The organism is Candidatus Eisenbacteria bacterium, assembly GCA_030017955.1.
In the GTDB taxonomy this organism is placed as follows: domain Bacteria; phylum Eisenbacteria; class RBG-16-71-46; order JASEGR01; family JASEGR01; genus JASEGR01.
In genome coordinates this window covers 1-20,750 of the sequence record JASEGR010000040.1, presented here as the reverse complement: position 1 = coordinate 20,750, position 20,750 = coordinate 1, and the positions used below count along the sequence as shown (strand labels likewise).

Below are 20,750 nucleotides of genomic sequence, written 5' to 3'. Positions count from 1 at the left end.
AGAATTTGAGGAGATTCCCCTCACCTTGTTCCTCTTCCCAGGGGGGAGAGGTTGGTGAGGGGCGCGGCAAAATAGGTGCCTGTCACTATTTTTTGAATTGGCGGGAAAATAGGTGACTGTCACTATTTTCTATTTTGCGGAGAGGATTTCCTTGTAGATGGCTTCGGTGCTGTCAACTATCTTTTCCCAACTGTATTTCTCGGTGACGAACTGCTTGGTCCTCTTCTCGTAGCTCCTGACAAGCTCTTCATTTCCAAGCAGGAGCTCCAGTTTTTGGCTCAGGTCGTCCGGGTCTCCGGACTTGAATGGGACGGCGTTGTCTCCCACGACTTCGAGATTCTCCGGGATGTCGCTCGTAACGATGCACCTTCCATAGCTCATCGCTTCGAGGAGAGATATTGACAGCCCCTCCAGAGTCGAGGGCTGGGCGACAATGTAGGCATTGCTCCATAACTCTTCAAGCTCATCTCCGTAAACATAGTCAAGAAATCTTATCTTCTCGCTTTCGCTCTTCTTGAGCTCACGCGCGTAGCTATCGCTGAAACTTGACCCGCCGGCAAACACGAGCTTCTTAGATGTCGCAACCTTGTTGAATGCTTCTATCAGATAGTGGCAGCCCTTCTCGGGAACCAGCCGTCCGACAAACAGAATGAAATCACCCGGCTCGAGTTTGTACTTTCTCCTTATCTTACTGGCCTCTCTGAAAACAGGGAGATTCGTTCCATTCGGAATGATATCGGGCTTTGTCGAGAACTTTGACCCGAAATAATCCCGAAGAGTCTTTGAAACCACAATCGTCCGGTTGGGGAATCTTATGGCCGGATATTCGCATCTCTTGAGTATCCATGAAGCGAATTGGCCCCATTTTTGCCTTTGCCAGTCAAGGCCGTGAATCGTCACGACGGATTTTTTCCCGAAGATCCTGGGCAGCAACGAGAACACCGATGGACCGAGAGCATGGAAATGAACAATGTCGAAGTTCCTGAAAATCATGTCTATGCTCGCAAACATGCAGTGCGACGCAGTGTCAAGATGCTTGGTGTTGACCGATGGCAGACGGATGAGATGAATCCCCTGATACCTGCCTCTCACCTTTGTGTAGTGAGCCCTGCTGTAGACGTAAACTTCGTGTCCCCTCTGGGTGAGCCTCTTCCCGACCTCCTCCACGTGCCGTTCAATCCCGCCGTAGGTCGCAGGTATCCCCTTCTGTCCTATCATCGCTATCCGCATTGGAATCTTCGAATCCTTCATGCTCCCTTTCCCGAGTCCAGTCTTAAGCCGCCTTTTTCAAGGCGATGGCATTCCCGTAGATGTCCAGAAGCCGCGAGTAGTGTGCTTCCGGGCCAAGCTCTTTTTCGGTCTTTTCCCTTGCCTTCCTGCCCATCTTCTGTCTGAGCTCAGACCTTTCCTGGAGAAGCGCTATCTTTTCAGCCAGTTCTTCCGAGTTCCCGGGTTCGAACAGGAATCCGGTCTCTCCGTCAACCACAAGCTCAGGTATGCCGCCAATTCTCGAACCGATCACCGGCTTTCCCAAGGCTAATGATTCGAGAACAGAGTACGGCAGATTCTCGTACCACTCTGAGGGAACAACGACAAAGGACGCCTTCCTCCAGATGTCTCGCAGCCTCTCACCGGAGAGGTGCCCAACCAGTTCCACACCGGGGATATCCTTGCTGATCTCAAGTACTTCATCACGGAGTTCTCCTCCGCCCACAATCTTCAGATTGCATTTTCCGAGTCTGCGCGCCGCATCAAGAAGCGTCATTATTCCCTTTTCTCTCGAAAGCCTGCCCACGTAAGCGAAGTAACCCTCATCCCTGTAGAGAGGCTCATACTCTTCTGTCCGCAGGAAATACGGGAGATGAACCACTCTCTTTTCATCAACTCCCATCTCGATGATTTTGTTCATGAGAAATCTTGACGGCGAAACGAAAAAGGAAACCGACTTGAAAGTGCCGAGAATGCTGTGGAGATACATTTCAATGCAGTTTGTAAGACTCCTCAAGACGGAGCCGCGGTTGCACCTTCTAAGGACGACATTGTAGAACCTGCCGTTTTTGCATTTCTCGCACACCACTCCATTCACGAAAAGAAGATATGCCGGACAGACGATCTTGTAATCGTGGAGAGTCCAGACAACAGGAAGCCCCCTGTTCCCTACCTCCCTGATGATGGAAGGAGAAAGCTGGTGACTGATATTGTGAAGGTGAACAAGATCAACAGGATTTCTGTCTATCATCTGAGACAGCTTCCGTCTTGCTTCCTTTGAATACACCACATTCATCGCCTTCCGAATCTCCTTCAGTGTCCCTTCCTTCAGGTTGTAGTCCGCTCCCGAAACGAAGCAGTTCTCGAACCTGCTTTCGATGTTCCTCGAATCATTCATTGAAAACGGGATGACTTCATTCGTTTTTTCTTCAAGGAGCCGGGCCAAATCAAAGAAATATGTCTCGGACCCTCCTTTGCGATAGTAAAATTTGTTTACGTTAAGAATCCTCATTTGAGATGTGCCGGAATCGCTATCCTCCAGTGTGTACGTGATTCTCTTCCGGAGCTTGTGATTCTCTCCAGGCCTCGTAGCCGTTCCTGCCGAAGAACTTTGTCCTCAAGGCCCACAGGAGCGGCTTGAATGGATTCAGTCTCATAACCGGCGCCACGGTGCAGCTCATCCAGCACTGCACGGGGCAGCTGTCCACTTTTTCGAATATTGCCTTCGAATGGGAAGCTATGGTCTCGTAGCTATCTTCAAGAATATTCCCCATCCTGTCCGGCAGTATGTTGCACGGATAAACATCGCCGCCCGGGGTCAGATAGATCGCGATTCTGCCCCCGTAGCACCTGATTCTCCTCGGAAGGCCTTTCGCATAATCGATTAGCCCATCGGTGTAGTAGGCCCTGAACCACGCCTTCACGTTCATTGATGAGAGCTCGTTGTTTCTTATTTCAAGAAGCTCCCGCTCCGCGACCTCCGGATCGGGAGAAGATCCCCTTTTATCGCCGAAATAAAGCGGCCCGCTGTGCGCGACCACAGAAGAGAATTCGAGATTTTCCCTTTCGGCATATTTTTTCACGGCAAGAGCTCCGCCGGGATTGTGACGGCTGATCGTCGCCGAGACGCCCAGGTCTTCAACTCCAATCCCCCGGAGAACATCGATAGTTTGCATGGCCTTCTCGAATGAGCCGGGAATCCCGCGCACCCTGTCGTCTTCAGAGCCGACGGCATCCAACGACACCCGGACGCCGACCCACGTCATCTTCTTCATCATGCGCTCCACCCTGTCGGGAAGAAGCCCGTTGGTCGAGATTATGATATGTGATTCAGGACATCTTCTCTTTATGACCGACACAACATCAAACAGGTCTTCCCTCATGAACGGCTCGCCGCCGCTTATGTTGATATAGCGCAGCGAAGCCGGAAGTCTCTCGTACGAACCCGGGTCCAGCTCCTGCCCTCTTTCCATCTGCCAGATGTCGCACGTCAGACATCTTGAATTACATCCATACGTGACAGCAATAACAATTGAGACCGGCTTCATTTTCACCCACTCAGGATTTCTTCAAAAAGGCATTCAGTTTCATCGACCACTCTCGCGAAATCGAATTCCTTCGCAGCCCTCTCCTTCCCCATTCTCCCCATTTCCTTCCTCTTTGCAGAATCTGCCAGAAGTGATTTCAAGGCTAAAGCCAGCGAATGACTGTCTCCCGGCGGAACAAGCAGGCCGGTTGCTCCATCCTCCACGATCTCTCTCAGGCTTCCCACATCGGTAGCCACCACTGCCCTTCCGCATGCCATTGCCTCCATGACCGAAAGCGGAGCAGTCTCAACGACCGGCAGCGAAGGCAGAACAAAAACATCCATGAGCCGGAGGAGCTCCGGGACATTCTCTCTCCTTCCGGCAAATATCACATTTGATGCAATTCCGAGCCGCTGAGCTTCTGATTTCAGCTCTTCACTCATCGTTCCGCTCCCAACGAGGAGGAAGATGCAATCTCCGAAAGTTGAAAGCAGCTCTTTTGCCGCAGAGAAAAGGATGAAATGGCCTTTCTCGGGCCTCAGGCCTGCCACGCAACCTACAATCGGCACCCCTTTCGGGATATTCAATTCAGTCCTCATTGAATCCGAGCTGTCCCCGTTTCGAAAGGCGGAGAGGTCGATTCCATTTCTTACCACCTTCATTCTCGTGAGTGGTATCCCTTCTTCGCTGGAAAGGTATTCGCGCTGCGAATCCGATACTGCGATTACCTTTTCAACGAAGGGAAGAAGGAGAGGAATCGGGAACTGCAGACTCTTCCTGCCGCCCCAGAGCCTGGTGGAGTGAACGGCAACCAGACGTCCCTTGACTCCAAGAAGAATCGAAGCAAGAGTTCCTGCCACGACCGCGTTCCTGTGATCGAGAACGTAGAGAATCGCGGGATCGAGTTTTCTGAGGATGCCGCACAACCGCAGGAAGCCGCTCACGCTTGCTCTCTCTGCCATCACTCCTTCGATGAGCTCAACTCCGCTTTGCATCACCATCGAACCCAGCTCTCCGGCCTCCTTGAGACAGACGACACGAACCTGAAATCCTTTTGTCTTCAGCCCCTCTGCGATACCGACAAACATTTTCTCCGCTCCGCCTGTCGGCAGAGTCGAGGCAAGGAAGACCACGGACGGCTTAGCTTTTCCGTCTAAGACTTGCATAGCCCTTGAGAAGCTCCTTCTTGTTAAGCTCCCAGGAGAGCTCCTGAACAAAACGTTTCCTATTCTCCTCGCCCATCCTTTTTCTCAGCTTCTCGTCATCGATGAGGGCGAGTATTTTCTTTGCGAAGTCCTTGACGTCATTCGGGACTGCATAAAGCGCTCCGCCGCGGACTGAGAAACTTGTCTCTTTGAGATCAAAGGCAACCACCGGCTTGGACATCGCCATGTATTCAAGGACCTTGTTCATGGTCGAAACATCGTTAAGCTCGTTCTTCGGGTCCGGGCTTACGCAGACATCCGACGTCGAAAGGTATCGCTCCACATCCCTATCCGGAATCCTGCCGGTAAACTCAACGTACTCATCAAGCTCGAGCTCCGAAGACATTCTCTTCAGCGAAGCAAAGGAATCCCCGGAGCCGATAATCGCGAAATGAATGTCTCTTCGCTTCGCGGTCTTGACGATGTGGTCGATTGATTGAAGAAGATGGTCCACGCCGTCCTGGGGAGCCATCACCCCAAGATAGGAGACAAGATATTTCCTGCCTTTTCTCAGACTCTCAACCGGCTCCACGGAATGAAATCTATTCAAGTCGGGGGCGCTTCTCACAACAAAGAGCCTGTCTTCAGGCACGCCGCCCCTCTTCATGGCGATTTCTTTGTAGGAAAGGTTTGTGGCAAGGACAATGTCGGCAGTCTTGTAGGTCCACTTCTCCAGAAGAAGGAGAATCTTGTATAGCGTTCTCTTCCGTGCCTTGAATCTCGCGAGAAATACTTCCGGGCAAAGATCGTGCTGGTCAAACACGAACTTCTTGCCAAGCAGTTTATAGATCGCGCCCAGAACAAAGAAGGTGTCCGGCGGATTGCACGCATGAATGATTTTGAACCTATCCCGGACGAGCACCTTGATTGACAGGAAGAAGGTCGCGAGCCAGCAGTACACAAATTCCCAGATATAGCTTGCTCTTCCCTTCGTGGGAGGCGGTGTAGGGTAACGGTAGATCCTTATTCCCTCAAGCTCTTCGTAGGAAGCCCTGGCGCCGGACCCTTTAGGGCAGATAACCGAAACGGAGTACCCGTTTTCTCTCAGCGTATTCGCTTCGAGCCAGACCCGTCTGTCGAAAGGAACCGGGAGATTTTCAACGAGTATTAAGACGCCGTCACGTGAGGCCAAAATACTTCCCTCTTGTCACCTGGTCTTCTCTGAGCATTCGCACAAGGTCTATGAGTATTTGGTTCTTGTCGATGAGCTCGACCACTTTCTTGAAATCCGGGTTCTCATTGGCTAGCACGATCACGTCGGACCTCTTCACAACCTCTTCCATCGTGCTGCACATGATTGATGGGAGATAGGGAACTTCCTTCTCAAGGAATTTCCTGTTCGCACCCAGAAGTTTCTTCAAATCGATGTTCTTGTCGTGAACCAGGACCCGGTAGCCTTTGCCGACCAGGACTTCCAGCACCTTTACTATAGGACTCTCCCTCATGTCGTCGGTCTCCGCCTTGAATGAAAGGCCCAGAATGCCGACTTTTTTCTTCTTCGTTTTCTCAATCAGGGACATGGCAAGCTGTATCTGCATTTCGTTGCTCTCTATGATTGATTCCAAAAGCGGCGATTTGAGCCGGTGTTCCTTGGATCTGTGGACAATTGCCCTCAGGTCCTTCGGAAGGCACGAGCCGCCGTAGGCAAACCCCGGCTTGAGGTACCAAGAGGAAATGTTGAGTTTTTTGTCCATGCAGAAAATCCTCATAACCTCGTGGCTGTCTAGTCCTTCCTTAACACAGATGTTTCCGATCTCGTTCGCGAAACAGATTTTCAAAGCATGGTAAGCATTGTTGACGTACTTGAGCATCTCAGCCGCCTCAATGGAAATGCTCACAATCGGCGCATCCAGCGGCTTGTAGAGCTGCTCGACCACCTTGAGACTCTTCCCGTCCTCATTTCCCACCACGGTGACTTCCGGTTTCAGAAAGTCGCTTATCGCGGCCCCCTCTCTCAAGAATTCAGGGTTGAATACAAATCCAAAACCTTTCCCGTGTTTCTTCCTCGAGCTCTGTTCGAGAATGGAGATTACTTCTCTCGAGGTTCCCGGGAGCATTGTGCTTCTCAGGATGACGACATGAAAGGAATTCTTGTGGGCAATGGCGCTCCCTATCGAACGGACCACCCTCCTGACCGCAGAAAGGTTGATCAGCCCGTTCTCACTTGTGGGTGTTCCAACGCAGACAAGAGAAACATTCGACCTCCTCGCCGCGTCCTTCCAGTCAAGTGTCGCGCTGAGCCTCCGCGTCTGCACCATTTTCCTGATCATTTCCTCAAGCCCGGTCTCAAGTATTGGGCTTCTCATGCTGTTTATGCAGTCAACCTTGTAGGGATTGACATCCACTCCAATCACCTGATGCCCTATCTTTGCCAAGCATGCGGAAGTCACACAGCCAACATAGCCGAGTCCAAATACCGAGACCTTCATCTTCGAGCCTCCATTTCGACTTCGCCTCCCCGCGCAGTTTCACTTTGTCCGGCTGTGAAGTCACATGACCTGCCATTAAGAAGAAGCCTGACACGGGTCGGGGAGGAAGCCCCAAGAAGAGGGGTTTCCTTTGAAAGATCACATGAAAGGGCCTCAACGGGCGGAGATACTTCAACTATCTTCTTGCCGTCCCTTTCGACATAAGCGAGCTCCGTGCCGAAAATCGTATCCACTTTTCCCCGGACTTCCTTCAGGAAAACAAACTTCCCTCGTGCCCTGAAGGAGTCAAATGCGACCTCTTCATCTGAGTAGTTCACATAATAGTATTCAACTGCTTCTTCCTTCCCCAGGGCAAGCCCGTGAATTTGCCTCTTGGATGACGAATTTGCCCCGGAAAGGTGCCTCATCCTAATTTTTCGGCTTAATCCCAGCTTTCCCAACGGAAATATCAAACTCGTAACCGAGAAGGGAAGCTCGCCCCGGGCACCGATTTCCAGGGTTGGACAGGGAATTCGCAGCCCAAGATGGGGAGAAAACCAGCCTTGAGGGGGATTAAGCTTCCCCTCAATCCACTCCTGAGAGAGAGACGTCGTTGAGAAAAACGCGAACAGTATCTGATTCCCTCCCGGGGTCGCCACTGTTACCCCTTCTTCCCCGCTCGAAATGAGGTTTGAGCCGGGAGGAAGGTGCCATCTTATCACTGCGCTTCTTGTCCCCTTGCCGCAGACGGTATCGCAGACAACCAGGCCTTCAGGTTTGACGAAGGCGACTCCTCTGACGTGCGTCGCCGAGAACTTCGATTCGTAGCCATCGTGCTCGGCTTCCGCAAAGTCGGCGACTCTGTCTGAAAACCACATTCTCAAGCGTCCTCGTGCCCTTTTTCCCCAGAGAAACGGCCCGAGACTCTCGGATTGGGATTCCTTGTCGATGGAAAGCGCGTTGTGAGCGAATGTTCCCCTGAAGTATTCCCTGAAATCAGGCTCAGTGTGGTAGGAATAAGTTCCGGGGTCAACCAGTAACTCCTCGCCGGATGCCGAGACACAGAGACTGAGGCAGTCGGCGTGTCCATGCGCGGCTAGCGAAAGATAGCCGAGCTCGCCGAAATCGAAAACAATGAGTTTCTCGCCGGTACCCTCGCCGCACCTCATCACTGAATAACCGCCTTTCTCAAATACCTTTGATGAAAGCTCAATCTCCTGGCCGGCCGCGGAGCTCTCGTCGTCCATTGCTTCAAGTCCGAGAAGCCACAACGCTTCTTCGTGAATCCTCCCTGCCGAAAGGCTAAACTCTTTTCTTCCAAAGTAGATTCCACCAACGGAAAGGAGCGCCCTGGCTCTTTTGTCATCATTCTCCGAAAGTGTGAAGGCCTTTCCCTCGTCAGAATCACCGATCCTCGGAACGTTTCCCTCTCTGTCAGTGATGTACATTATGAACTCCAGGGAACGCTCTATCCGGTTTTTTGCCTTCTCGGGCACTCGCAGCCCGTTTCTTTCACTGAGAATGAAGGCAAGCATGTACAGCTCGACAACAAAAAGGAGATAGTCAGTCGCCTGCTCCTTCCCGATTCCGTCCTCATAGATCTGCGCTACTGCTTCATCCCACAACATACTGGAGGCCTTTTCCACCCACCTCCGGGATTTCAGGCACTGCGGAAATGCCAGACCGGCAAAGAGAAGACCGGTGCATTCACCTATCAGGTGATTGTTTGCCGATGAATAAAGGGAGAGGTTTTTCTCAATGTGATCTGCATGAAGATAAGCAGAGAGCAGGAACTTTTCGTAGAACTTCTTGTTTGCTCTGATGGAATCCCCAAGGAAATTGAAAATCCATGCCCATGAAATCAGTCTCAAAGCAAGTTCGAGCGGACTTGTCCAGTTTATTCCCTTCAGAAACGGGTTCGTCTCAGTCCAGTCGTCAAGCTGGGAGACTATTTCCCTGAGATACCTCTCGTCGGATGTGTAGAAGTATCCCTTGGAGAGGGGAACAAGATGTTGATGCCTGTTCAGTTCCCAGGTGACCTTGTGGTCTCCGAATTTTTCTGAGTCCCTGTAATTAATCCGTGTCCAAAAGCGGAGCGGACAGACGTTTCCGGTCGAATAGTCTCTTGACCATTCAATCCTGTCGCCCAGATAGTATTCCCTACCGAAGAATGAAACCCTGTGCGACAGCGCCTCCTCCGCTTTCCTGTTGGTACTCGAAAGCCATTCCGGCTTTTCCCTGGCAACGTACTCTTTGATGCGGACAGGATTTTGCGACAAAAAGAAGAATTTCTTGGCACACTCGGCCCGTGATTTCTCATCGGTGGCAGCCCGGAAATCTTCAATCGATGGTGCGGCCAGGAGGCACTTTAATCTCTCCACCTCATCTCGTCCCTGCCTGCCCGCCCTCAGGAGAATCTCTTCCCAGGACATTGCCGCGAGTCTTCGCGAAAACCAACGGAATTTCTTGTTCAAGACAGTAGCTCCCTGAATGATCCCCAAAGCGGCCCTTACAGAGTGAGGAAAAAGTCCCTAACCTCTAAAACTATCAAATCATGGCGCAGCAGCGCAATCGAATTCTGTGAAGGTTCCCCTCACCTTTATCCTCTCCCCAAGTGGGAGAGGAGAGAAGGTGGGATAGTATGTCCCTCTACCCTTCGGGGAGAGGGTAGGGTGCGGGGTCACACCTGAGATGGGGGAAGGTTCGATACGATGATGGCGAACTTGCCCCTGGGACCTCGAGGGATACTCTCGACAAGCTCGACTGATACTTGCAGCTCCGGGCTGATCCAGTTGCGCGCCCGTTCAACAAGCGTCCTGGTGTCCTCGTCATTGAATTCCGGTGCGCCGACGACGCGGATGACGAGCCGGTCAATGGCTGTCTGAATGAACTGGGCTTCCCGGATATGGTGAAGACCTGTCAGGGTGCGCTCAACGCGGCCGATGTATCGACCATCCGGCGTGAGAATGTAGGCATCCAAACGGCCTTCAGGCCGGCCGCAGACAGGGAAAGTCCTGCCGCACGGGCAGCGTTCGCCTGTGATTCCTGCCTCAATCCTGTCCCCTGAACGGTAGCGAAGGAGCGGCATGACACGATTCATCAAAGCAGTTCCCACAACTTCGAGGTCACCCCGCTCATCCGGGAGGAACTCCGTCACCGCATAATCCCACAGCACGTGATAGGCACCGCGTTCGCAGCGTGCCAATAGAACGGTTCTTTCACTATTGCCGTAGTAATCTATGACCGGGCATGAGAAGGCACGCTCCATCCTGTTGCGCTGCTCATCGAGAAGACTCTCAGAGCTCGTGATCGCCGCCTTCAATTGCAGGGTCTCTCCGTGCTCGACCATCCAGCTTGCCAGTGTGGCCAGACCGGATGGGACGGACTCGATGGTCGCGGGTGCGAACTGTCGCAGAGCTTCCAGGTATCCGGGCAGGTACCTGGGCGAGAGATGGTAGAGCGAAAGAAGCATCACTTTGGAAGAGGCACGTGTCCAGAAGGGTGGTTCGTTCTGCGTCGCTGGAACCACCATGTCTCCTCGCATCACAGCGCGCCGGTCATTCAGCTCCACCCCTGCCCAGCGGAATATCCGCCAGAGAGAAGCATTCTCAAAACGGATGGCCTCCACGTCACGCCAGCAGGTCATCGGAGTTCCGGTCGTGCCGCTCGTATGACCTTTGAGAGCCAATAGACCCGCCAGTCCACGAGCGTGGAACTCATTGTTTCGACTTCGCACGATCCCTTTATCAAGGAGCGGAAGCCTATTCAACGCCTCAAGAGCAGATCCGCGTCCCACCCGCCAGGCGTCGAGCTGCTCCGCGTAGTACGGCACGCGCCGGCACCACTTGAAGACCTGCGCCAGCTTGGCTTCCTGATACTTCCGCGCGGCATCCCCAGACCATCTTTCGTGGGATTCAAGCTCCGCAAGAATACGCCTGAAGCGTCCCCCCTCGCGAACGCGGTCAATCAGAAAGGTGCGAGCGTACAAAGGAAGAAAAGACATTAGATAATCTCCAGGGTAGAAACCAGATGATTTCGCATAATCTCTCTGGACAGGCGCTCAAGTCAACGGGTTTCGAAGATTCCCGCGATGGAATGGTGTGCCGGAAAGCACAGAGCATTCGCGCGGCTGGACGGCCATCACACGAGCCAGCCCCTCATCTTCCGCGGCCAGGCATACACTTCTGCCGGCATCGCACCGGGCTCCACACTATCAGAATCTTCTGGACTATTTTCGGACTTTTTCATAATCTCATTAGGAAGATCCGAGATTGTCATTGTTGTCTAGTGCCCGCCGGGGGCTGGGTGAGCCTGATTCCCTGCTCTGGTTGTGGTGGGATTGAATCCATTTCCTGACCGGGTCGCAGGAGGATCTTTCTTGAATGAAGAAAGGCTCCCTTTAGTTCCTTTCCTGCTTTGTCTCCTTTTGGTTTCCGGCTGCGCATCTACCGTGGTGAATTTTGCCGCTACCGAGAAGCCAGCATATGAGCTTGCCCAGATTTCAACTATCGCTGTTCTTGATTTCTCTGATTTCGCCCGCTCGCCCGGGTCAGGGAAGGCAGTCGCGTCTGAAATAACCACACGGCTTAAGAAAAGCGGAAAATTCCACTTGGTCGAAAGAGGAGACCTTGAGACGGTCCTGCGAGAACAGGCGTTGGGACTCTCCGGCGTAATCGACGAGCAGAGCGCAGCAAAAGTAGGGGGCATTCTCGGAGCACAGGCAGTCATAGTCGGAGAGGTAATTTCGTACGAGACCCGCGAAGTGCGCGAAAAAGAGACAGAGACACGAAGTTTCAAGACCGGCAAATGGCACTACGAAAAGAAAAAGAGGTTTCCATGGTCCAAGGAGGAGGAACAAGTAAAGGTCTATGAAGAGGAAGAAAGACCTGTCGATGTGTTCTATCGCCACAAGACGGCATCCGTTGCGGCGAACCTCCGCGTCGTCGATACAGTCACAGGAGAGGTGCTGGTGTCGGAATCCAGGAGCTCGGGCTTCGACGAGAGAATGCCCGAAGATCAATCAAGCGGCGGATTCGGATGGCTGGGTCTCTTTCGCGTGTTTGGAGGATCGGGACGGGAGAAGATTCCACCCGATGGGGAAATTCTTTTTCGGCTCACGAGTGGCGTTGCTTCAGAGCTCGCCGGGACAATCTCGCCTCATCCGGTCTTGAGAACCTTCCATCTGATGAAAGGCGCCTCCAAGGAGTCAAAACGCGGAGTCGAATTCGCCAAGGCAGGCCTCTGGGACAAGGCTCTCCTCGAATGGGAGCGAGCTGCCGCTGCTGAACCTGATGACCCGGCTCCTCACTACAACATGGGCGTTGCATACGAGAAGCTCGAACGCATGCCGGATGCAAGAGCCTCCTATGAAAAGGCGCTTTCCCTTGAGCCGCAGAATACGTCAATCCAGAGAGCGCTTGCGGCCATCCCCCAGACCGCGGAGACCAAAGAATGCCAGCCGGAAGCGGCGAAGCTCTTCACCGTGGTCAAACTGACTGATGATGGAACGATGTATCTCGACTTTGGCGAAAGAGATGGTGCAGTTGTCGGCCTCACAATACAGCTGATAGGAGTAGAAGACGTGAAGCATCCGGTGACCGGTGAGGTTCTCGGGACCGAGGAAACCGACATAGCTCTGGCAACAATCGTCAAAGTCTTCGAGAAGATGTCCGTTCTGCGCCTGGAAAACATGAGCCGCTCGCCGTCTCCCGGAGAGAAGCTGAAGGTAACAAGGGTGGTTGAAAAAGGAGCGGAACCCAAAGCTGAATGAAGTCACGCAGTGAGGCCGTCGCGAGTGTGAGTGCGCCGTTCCGGTACGAGCTATGCGTGCGTGCCCGGAGATGATTCTGTCCCGGCATCGGGCCGTCGGCGTCGGATGAGCCAATCGCGGAGACGCACGATGCCGTATCCGGCGTAGGGCATGAAAAGCACCTCGGTGGCAAAGCGCAGGCGCGGATGTCCGCACACGGCGGCGGTGGTCATCAGGATCTGAAGGACTACCGCGATAAACATCCAGCGCGCCGGTCCCAGGCGCCAGGCAGCCACGAATCCTATGAGGGCCAGTGGCAGCCATATCCCGTAACTCAATCCCAGGATAAGACCGTAGCGTCGAAGTACGTCCCCACCTTGCATGGGCCAGGGGCTGGCAAAGGCCAGGAGCTTGCGGCCGATGTTTGCGATGTAACGCCCCGGTTCACGGGCGCGCCAAGTAAGAGTCATATACTTGAAAGCGCTCTCCGCCTGAGCTTCGGTCATTTGGGTGCGAATTGCCTGCCATTGCCTGAGAGCGAACAGCTGCTCGCGCATCGCCGGCCTCAAACCCGCCTCGCTCCCCGGCGTGTCGTAATGCGCTATGATACGTTCAGCTGTCACAGGGCCCCCGCGCGACCACGGATTGTCTCCTCCCCAGAGCGTCCGCCACGTGAACGTGGTAGGAAATGCCTGCAAGCCGCCAATCCTCTCACACCGCACGAGCCACGGAAGTTGCAGCGCGTAAGCGATTCCGACAAGGAGCACGGCGGCGGCCACCCAGCGTCGTCCCCAGCCAACCAGAGGCAGCAGACTGAGCGCCATCAGGGGCACGAGCATGAGCACGTCGGAGCGCACCAGGGCAGCTATGCCCAACATCACTCCGGACATTATCAGCCACAGCCATCCTCTCCGGCGCCACCTGAGGAGCGCATATATCGCGGCAGCCAGCAAGGCCGCATGCAGAATCATCGGAAAATACCGTCCGGTGAAATAAACTGCCGAAGGATGAAACGAAGCGATAGTCCCTGCCAGGACCGCAGCCGGAAGCCCCAGCCCCAGCTCCAGAGCAAACGCGGAGACCAGTACCACCGTAGATGATCCGATCAGGGCCTGGACGACGCGCGGACCAGACGGCGCCGGACCGAAGATTGCGTAGCATCCACCGATGAAATAGGGATAGCCGGGCGACACAATCGTGCTCGGCTTATCCCACAATGTCATCCCATGTCCGGATGCAATCGAGCGTGCCAGGCCGTCGTATGTGCCGTCGTCGTAACGAAGCGGCACAGGGCTGTTAAATCCGACCATCACGCCAAGGTAGATGAGTCGCACTGCGAGCGCCAGCATGAATATTGCCAGCAGCCAGAATCGCGGAGAACGGCGGAATTCCGGTTTCATCGATTCATCTCCGGCCCGATGAGAAGTGACGGCCGCGAGATATGCAATCCCCGGCCGCGCGAGTACTTTCCGGCAACACTGTGATAGGAACGGTGCGCATTGCTTTGCGCCTCATACACTCCTCTGTCTATATATAAGGGGAGAATGGGTGTCAAGTGGGGAGAGAGCGCGGGCCGGCGTTTTCTTCATGAGAAAGGCTATGCGCCACCCAGAATCCTCTTGACCAACCTGGGAGTTTTCCATATTCTGGCCTTCGGCAAGATCGAAGTCTGGACTGGGAATAGAGCTCTGTGCAGCCGGCAAGAGGCAATTGCCAAAGCGGATTCTTCGCGCAGCGTTCAGGCAGAGATCGGAAAGAACCGGGCTCAGGTGAAACCCAGAAAACTTTCCCAATTTCCATATTTCGTTTTTCTTCTGGCCCTTTTCCTGCGGGTTTTCTACGCGGCTTCCATCGGCGAGAGAATCTACTGGGATGATGACAACTATCTTCTCTGGGCTTCAAGAATTGTCGAAACCGGTGGAAGAGATGTAAACACGCTTGTCCCGCCGGGGCAAACTCTTTTCCTGGCGGGTGTGGAGCTTCTCCCCGGAAGTACCGTTGTAAATGCACGACTGCTTCAATCCCTTCTGGGGGCGCTCACCGTGCTTTTCCTCTACTTCATAGGAAAAATCCTTCTGGGAGTAACTGCCGCACGATTATCCTCGTTTGTGGCAGCGCTCTATCCTTTTCTGGTCTACATTTCCTCAGCTCTCATCCCCCAATGCATATTTGCATTCCTCCTGGCCTCAGCCTTCGTATTGCTTGTCCTGTCGGGTGAAAAGCGAAGACCTTCCCTATTGATTCCATCGGGGATTTCTTTCGGGCTCTCTGCCCTCTTTGTTCCGCTGATACTTCCCGTGATGCCTGCATTTGCTCTCTGGCTCATGATTTCGGACAGAATCCGGATCAGGAAACGGCTGGTCAACGTTCTCATACTTACGGTCTTCACAACACTTCCTGTCTTTCTTTGGGGAATGAGGAACTACGTGGTTGAGGGGAAGTTCATTCCAATTGCGAGGATGGGGGCAAGGGCGTTCTTTGCCGCGAACAATCCTCTTGCGACTGCCGAGAAAACAAGCATGGAAGAGCGGAGTAAGATGTTCACGCCCGACATGATGCAGGAGATAGCCAGAAGCCGTGAGGGTTCTGCTGTCGCGGACTCTGTTTACATGGAGAGAACAAAGCGGTTCGTACGGGAGAATCCACAGAAGTTCATTTCTCTCTGTGCAAAGCGATTTGTTTACTTTTTCGACCTGTACCCGAGCACGTTTTCGAAGAATCCGCACACCGGGAAGCTCTACAAGGCTGTGAGCGTCGTGAGCTTCACTCCTGTGCTTGTCTTCTCGTTGCTTGGAACTCTCCTCCTCGGAAGACGCTGGAGGAAAATGTTTATCGTTGTTCTCGTGCCGCTCCTCTTCGCCTTGTTCCATTCGTTCTTCACAACATCGGTGCGATACAGGATACCGGTTGAGCCCTACATGATCCTCCTGGCCTCTTGCGGGTTTCTGAGCCTCCTGGCATACTTCGGATTCAGATCGAGAGATTTCTCATGAGCCGCCGTCTGGTCCGCAATGCGAGGTGCATCCGCAAGTGAAAAGGTCCGGCATATCCGGTCGGCGTAATACCCGTTCAAAGGACACTCTTGCCTCGATGGGCGGGAACCCTGCGAGGAAAACCTTCCTGCCCTTTGCGCGTCCCTGCTTCGACGACAAGGAAAGGGCGGAGGTCCTGGATGCGCTCGGCTCGGACTGGATCACGACCGGCCCAAAGACATTGAAATTTGAGAAAGAGCTCGCGGCCTACGTGGGCTCCAGGTATGCCGTGGCACTCAACTCATGCACTGCCGCGCTTCATCTCGCCCTTGCTTCCTACGGAATCGGAGAGGGAGATGAGGTCATCACTTCTCCGTTTACCTTCTGTTCCACCGTGGCCGTTATCCTCCACATGAGGGCAAAGCCGGTCCTTGCGGATGTTGACGAAAGGACCTTTAACATTGACCCGGAAGAGGTGAAGAAAAAGCTCACCCGGAGGACAAAGGCCATAATACCCGTTCATTTCGCGGGTCAGCCGTGCGAGATGGACTCGCTCTTGCGGATAGCCCAACAGAAAGGCGTGAAGATCATCGAGGATGCCGCGCACGCAATTGGCGCAGAGTACAAAGGCAGGAAAATCGGCTCTATTGGCGACGCAACCGCATTCAGCTTCTATGCCACGAAAAACCTGACCACAGGTGAAGGCGGGATGCTTGTGACGGATGATGAGGAGCTTTCCGAAAAGGTGAGGATCCTGAGCCTGCACGGAATGAGCAGGGACGCCTGGAAGAGGTACTTTGCTCAAGGGTCATGGTATTACGAGATAACTCAGCTTGGCTACAAGTGCAATATGTCGGACATTATGGCTGCAATCGGCATTCATCAGCTCAGAAAGCTCGATTCATTCGTCGCGAAGAGAGAGAAATACGCAAGTTATCTTGATAGAGCCATCGCTCGAATCGGTCACGTCACAGTGCCATATGTTTCTGCAGATCTCAGGCACGCAAGGCACATCTATCCCCTTCTTCTTAACCTGGATGAGCTTTCAGTGGACAGGACGAAATTCATTGAAGAGCTGCGTTCGGAGAATATCGGTACGACGGTGCACTTCATCCCGATCCACTATCATCCTTACTTCAGAGATGCGCTGGGATACAAGAAGGGCGACTTCCCGAAGACAGAAGCTCTCTACGAAAGAGAGATTAGTCTCCCCCTCTATCCCTCAATGACCAAGAAGGATCTCGACGACGTCGTGTCTGCAATAGGGAAGATAGTCGGCGCGTACGGGAAGAAATGAAGTCTCGGGAAGCGGGAAAATTACTTGACTGCTCTCGCCAGAAGGATGACTCCCCACTGAAAATCGGGCCACAGTCTGAAGAGATTCAGAAGAGAGTCTCCGATCACTGACATTCCGAAGAGAAAAGGGGAATCATCCAGCCACTGTTTCTGACTTATCCAATTGGTTCCTCTCGCTGTTTCTATTTTGAAGCCGGTCCTCCTGAGCACTCCCTTGAGTTCCCCCCATCCCATCTCTGAAGGATGCATGTGGGTCCACTCTTCCAGTTCTGCCTCTGCCTTTGGCCTTCTCTGCTTGAGTTTCGCCTGTATCGGCCCGGGCAAGAGAGCGCCAAGCCTCTCGAAAATGTAGCTCTTGTTTGGAGTACCTATTATCGCAAACCCGCCAGGCGCAAGTATCCGGTGAATCTCGCTGAGAGCTCTCTCAGGAGAAGCCGTGTGCTCGAGGAGCTCCACACAAAGAACGGCATCCAGCGAGTTTTCCCGAACAGGGAGTCCCTCGGACTCTCCCACCGCAAAACCTTTCACTTCACGGTTCAGGAGTTCGTTCATTTCCCCTGCCTTCCTGACGGCGGTGGCGGATATGTCGATGCCAAAGAGCCTTCCTTCTCCTTTCAGGTATTTCTGTCCAAGTAGAAGAATCTTTTTTCCGTCCCCGCAGCCGAGGTCAAGAACCGAGAGTCTGGTTCCTTTCTCTCTCAAGATCCTCTCAAAGAGTTTCATTATCCAGACCGCGTATCTGTAATTCTCGTAGGAACCGGAAGGGGAACCCCAGCTCAGCCTGCCCGGCTTACCGTAGAAAAGGTTGTAGTGTCTTTTCTGTTCGTCCTTAACCGTCATGAGACTCTCCGGTCAAAATGCAATCCGGCCAATTCGCCTATTCCCTTCAATGGGGCCGGCTACGAAGCGGCGGTTTCAGAGTGACTCTGGCTGCGGTAGAGGGCTCTTATCCTTGCAAAGGTATCCGCCTTGTTGCACTTGTTCTTGATGAGGTCTCTGGCGTTTTTCCCCAGCCGCTCTCTGAGGACTCTGTCCTTCAGAAGCGTGCTCAAACCAAGTGCAAACTCCTGAGGTGATTCGCGGACGAGAAAATGAACTCCATCCTCGCCGGGCACTCCCGATCGTCCGATCCTGGTCGTGACAACGGCCATTCCATGCGCCATGGCTTCAAACAGCCTCACCCTGAGTCCGCCCCCGTACCTGAGTGGAAGCGCAAAAACTTGAGCCATTCCAAAATACTGCCCCACGTCCTGGACATTCCCTGCAACAACGACTCCACTACCCGAGAAAGAGAAAATCTTCTCAGTCGGAAAACTTCCTACGAGGTAGAGTTTCGCATCCGGAACATTCTTCTTCACAAGAGGAAAAATCTCGTTGACCATATGAGCCGCCGCGTCCCTGTTGAAGTCTGCTCTGAAAGAGCCAAGAAATAGGATAGAACGTTCCTCGCGCTTTTCCAGGATGTCGCCTGCCAGGTCCGTTGACCCACAGAATGGGAGGACAGACGAATCTCTTCCAACACATTCTTTTACCGCTCTACTGTCTTCGTCAGTAAGCGTGAATATGGCATCGCTCTCATTCAGAGCCCTGAGCTCGGCCCTTTTCTCACACCAGCCTGTCAGCCTCTTCAAGAATCTTCCCGGACCGGCTCCCGGCAGCGAGAGTCTTCTCTCGGTCACCCTGAAATCAATATCGTGGGCAAGCAGTATCTTCACCTTGCTCCGGACGTCCTTTGCAAGCGGCCAGCTATACCAGTTTTCGACCTGCAGGACATCAAACTCAACATTCTTCGAAAGCGCGCGAAGCTGTTTCCTCAGGACACCCGGGCAGGAATAGGAAACTACAGCCGGCCTGAGCAGCAACACCGACTTGAGAAGATAGAAGATTCTATAGGCAACTCTGTGGAAGAATGACCGCTTGTTGGGGGCAAGCGGCGCTATGATTCGGGAGCAGAGTTTGCTGAGATCCGGTATGAACTTCTGCTCATCTTTCGAGGTGAGCCTCGTAATAAGCGTGAGTTCGTTTTCCCCGTGAAGCGCCTCAAGAATCTGATGGGTGACCCGCCGTGCGCCCTGATCGAGTGGGTATGGGAGAATCGGTTTTATGATGGCAATCTTCAACCCAAGTCTCCTGGGCCAATAACTGCCTGCATCTCAGCCGGCGCCCGCCGGCCTGCCTTTCGAATTCAATATCTCCAGGTACAGTTCTTCAGTCCTCGTGACGGAGTGTTGCAGACTAAACTTCTCAGTGATACTCAGCCGGGCCAGCTCTCCCATCTTCCTGGTCTTCTCCCTGTCCCTGACAAGCTTCAGGATGGCCGCCGAAAGCCCGTCAACGTCTCTCGGCTGCACCAGAAAACCGGTCCGGCCGTCGCAGACAACCTCCGCCACTCCCGGCAAAGATGTGGCCACAACCGGCTTTCCATTCGCCATCGTCTCCAGAACCACGTATGGAATTCCTTCATGAAGCGAGGGCAGAGCAAGAAAATCAATTGCGCCGATTAGTCTCCGGACATCTTTTCTTCTTCCAAGGAACTTCACGTTTTTCTCGATGCCAAACTTCTTTGAGGTCTGCATGAGAAACGGGAACAGCTCTCCCTCGCCAATGACTGCAAGATTGACATCGGGCTTCTCCTTCACAACCTTTACCAGTGAATTGAGCAGATAGATATGACCTTTTCTAGGAGAGAGCTCGCCTATCATAGCGATCAGCGGGGAGTCTTCGTCAATCCGGATCTCTTGCCTTATCGTCCGTATCTCGTCCCGTCCGGGAAGATTGTCAACTTCAACGCCGTTGTAGATCGTGACTGTTCTCTCGGGCCTGGCCCCGTGTTGACGGATAAGGCCGTCCCTTGTGGCCTCGCAGATGGCGATTACTCTGTCAGCCAAAAGCAGACTCATCTTCTTCATCGGGTACAGTCTGAGACACCTGCTGGAAGACGGAAGATGTTCGGTGAGTACGATGGCCCCGGCCCTTGCCAGTTTTCCAATCACTGCCACAAGTCCTGCCCCCGCATCGTAGCTGCTGGGCAGGTTTATATGAAAGATGTCGGGCTTTTCCTTTCTCAGAATTCCGTAGAGATCGAAAATGTCTCTGATTGTGGGCTCCTTATGGAATCTATGGCGGCGGAATGCAATCCCAGATCGCGCAAGCCTCTCCTCGAACTCGTCGATTCGTCTTGCCCCATCCCGCAGGAGGACGACAGGATCAAAGAGTTCTCTTCTCAGAGCTTTCGCCAGGAGAAGAATATATTCCTCGGCCCCTCCAAAGTAGGGAGCGTCTGAGAAAAAGACTATCTTCTTGATTGACCTCGGCAGACTAATCCCCTTTCAAGTCAGAAATGATCCACTCTTTCCGGCCATCTTAGCAGATATGGCTTCTCCCAGGGAAGCGGAACGAGATTACTTTCTGCGAGCTCTAATCGAGTCGTGCTGGCGATGAGCCGTAAGCTGGCTTCCGCTGGAGGGATGGGGAACCCGTCTTGGCGAGTAAGGCGGGGATACCCACCCCTTTAGAGGGTGGGAGGGGCAAGGATTCCCCGCCTAGCGAGCCTCTAGTGTGCCGTCCCAGAAATAACTTTACGAAATGCAGGGCGTTTCGTAAGG

15 protein-coding genes are annotated in these 20,750 nt (G+C 53.4%); 3 read left to right on the top strand and 12 right to left on the bottom strand.

Annotation, left to right across the window (positions count from 1 at the left end; all coding sequences use genetic code 11):
- Window positions 1–129: 129 nt before the first annotated feature.
- The 8 genes from QME66_08000 to QME66_07965 form a co-directional block, all read right to left on the bottom strand.
- Window positions 130–1,251: a glycosyltransferase family 4 protein gene (locus QME66_08000; protein ID MDI6808907.1), complete on the bottom strand. Its 1,122-nt coding sequence runs from the start codon at window positions 1,249–1,251 to the stop codon at window positions 130–132.
- A 22-nt stretch (window positions 1,252–1,273) separates the two neighbouring features.
- Window positions 1,274–2,500, bottom strand: coding sequence for a glycosyltransferase family 4 protein (locus tag QME66_07995; protein MDI6808906.1), 1,227 nt, complete (start codon window positions 2,498–2,500; stop codon window positions 1,274–1,276).
- A 19-nt stretch (window positions 2,501–2,519) separates the two neighbouring features.
- Window positions 2,520–3,536: a radical SAM protein gene (locus tag QME66_07990; GenBank protein MDI6808905.1), complete on the bottom strand. Its 1,017-nt coding sequence runs from the start codon at window positions 3,534–3,536 to the stop codon at window positions 2,520–2,522.
- Window positions 3,537–3,538: 2 nt separating this feature from the next.
- Window positions 3,539–4,681, bottom strand: a complete 1,143-nt coding sequence (locus QME66_07985) for a glycosyltransferase (GenBank protein ID MDI6808904.1) — start codon at window positions 4,679–4,681, stop codon at window positions 3,539–3,541.
- On the bottom strand, window positions 4,656–5,852 hold the full coding sequence (locus QME66_07980) for a glycosyltransferase family 4 protein (GenBank protein ID MDI6808903.1): 1,197 nt from the start codon (window positions 5,850–5,852) through the stop codon (window positions 4,656–4,658). Before QME66_07980 ends, QME66_07985 begins: the two co-directional genes overlap by 26 nt.
- Window positions 5,839–7,149: a UDP-glucose/GDP-mannose dehydrogenase family protein gene (locus QME66_07975; GenBank protein MDI6808902.1), complete on the bottom strand. Its 1,311-nt coding sequence runs from the start codon at window positions 7,147–7,149 to the stop codon at window positions 5,839–5,841. Before QME66_07975 ends, QME66_07980 begins: the two co-directional genes overlap by 14 nt.
- Complete coding sequence (locus QME66_07970; protein MDI6808901.1) at window positions 7,146–9,602, bottom strand: alginate lyase family protein; 2,457 nt, start codon at window positions 9,600–9,602, stop codon at window positions 7,146–7,148. Before QME66_07970 ends, QME66_07975 begins: the two co-directional genes overlap by 4 nt.
- Window positions 9,603–9,808: 206 nt before the next feature.
- The gene (locus QME66_07965) at window positions 9,809–11,131 is read right to left on the bottom strand and encodes a hypothetical protein (GenBank protein MDI6808900.1); all 1,323 of its coding nucleotides are present in this window, start codon (window positions 11,129–11,131) and stop codon (window positions 9,809–9,811) included.
- A gap of 375 nt (window positions 11,132–11,506) precedes the next feature.
- On the opposite strand from QME66_07965, the gene QME66_07960 reads away from it, so the two are divergent.
- Entirely contained in the window at window positions 11,507–12,898 is a 1,392-nt protein-coding gene (locus QME66_07960; GenBank protein ID MDI6808899.1) for a CsgG/HfaB family protein, read from the top strand.
- Window positions 12,899–12,948: 50 nt separating this feature from the next.
- Here the strand turns inward: QME66_07960 and QME66_07955 are convergent, their stop codons facing one another.
- Window positions 12,949–14,277: a glycosyltransferase family 39 protein gene (locus tag QME66_07955; GenBank protein ID MDI6808898.1), complete on the bottom strand. Its 1,329-nt coding sequence runs from the start codon at window positions 14,275–14,277 to the stop codon at window positions 12,949–12,951.
- Between the two features lie 144 nt (window positions 14,278–14,421).
- Here QME66_07955 and QME66_07950 point away from each other — a divergent pair, with 144 nt between their 5' ends.
- Window positions 14,422–15,870 carry a glycosyltransferase family 39 protein gene (locus tag QME66_07950; protein MDI6808897.1) on the top strand — a complete coding sequence of 483 codons (1,449 nt, stop codon included), beginning with the start codon at window positions 14,422–14,424 and terminating at the stop codon, window positions 15,868–15,870.
- Between the two features lie 97 nt (window positions 15,871–15,967).
- Window positions 15,968–17,146, top strand: coding sequence for a DegT/DnrJ/EryC1/StrS family aminotransferase (locus QME66_07945; GenBank protein ID MDI6808896.1), 1,179 nt, complete (start codon window positions 15,968–15,970; stop codon window positions 17,144–17,146).
- Window positions 17,147–17,166: 20 nt separating this feature from the next.
- On the opposite strand, the gene QME66_07940 is transcribed toward QME66_07945, so the two are convergent.
- Genes QME66_07940 through QME66_07930 form a run of 3 tightly spaced genes read right to left on the bottom strand, consistent with a single transcriptional unit; the run spans window position 17,167 to window position 20,441 of the window.
- Entirely contained in the window at window positions 17,167–17,985 is an 819-nt protein-coding gene (locus QME66_07940) for a class I SAM-dependent methyltransferase (GenBank protein MDI6808895.1), read from the bottom strand.
- Between the two features lie 59 nt (window positions 17,986–18,044).
- A complete protein-coding gene (locus QME66_07935; protein ID MDI6808894.1) occupies window positions 18,045–19,265 on the bottom strand; it encodes a glycosyltransferase family 4 protein in 1,221 nt (406 codons plus the stop codon).
- Between the two features lie 33 nt (window positions 19,266–19,298).
- Window positions 19,299–20,441, bottom strand: coding sequence for a glycosyltransferase family 4 protein (locus tag QME66_07930; GenBank protein ID MDI6808893.1), 1,143 nt, complete (start codon window positions 20,439–20,441; stop codon window positions 19,299–19,301).
- Window positions 20,442–20,750 lie beyond the last annotated feature (309 nt).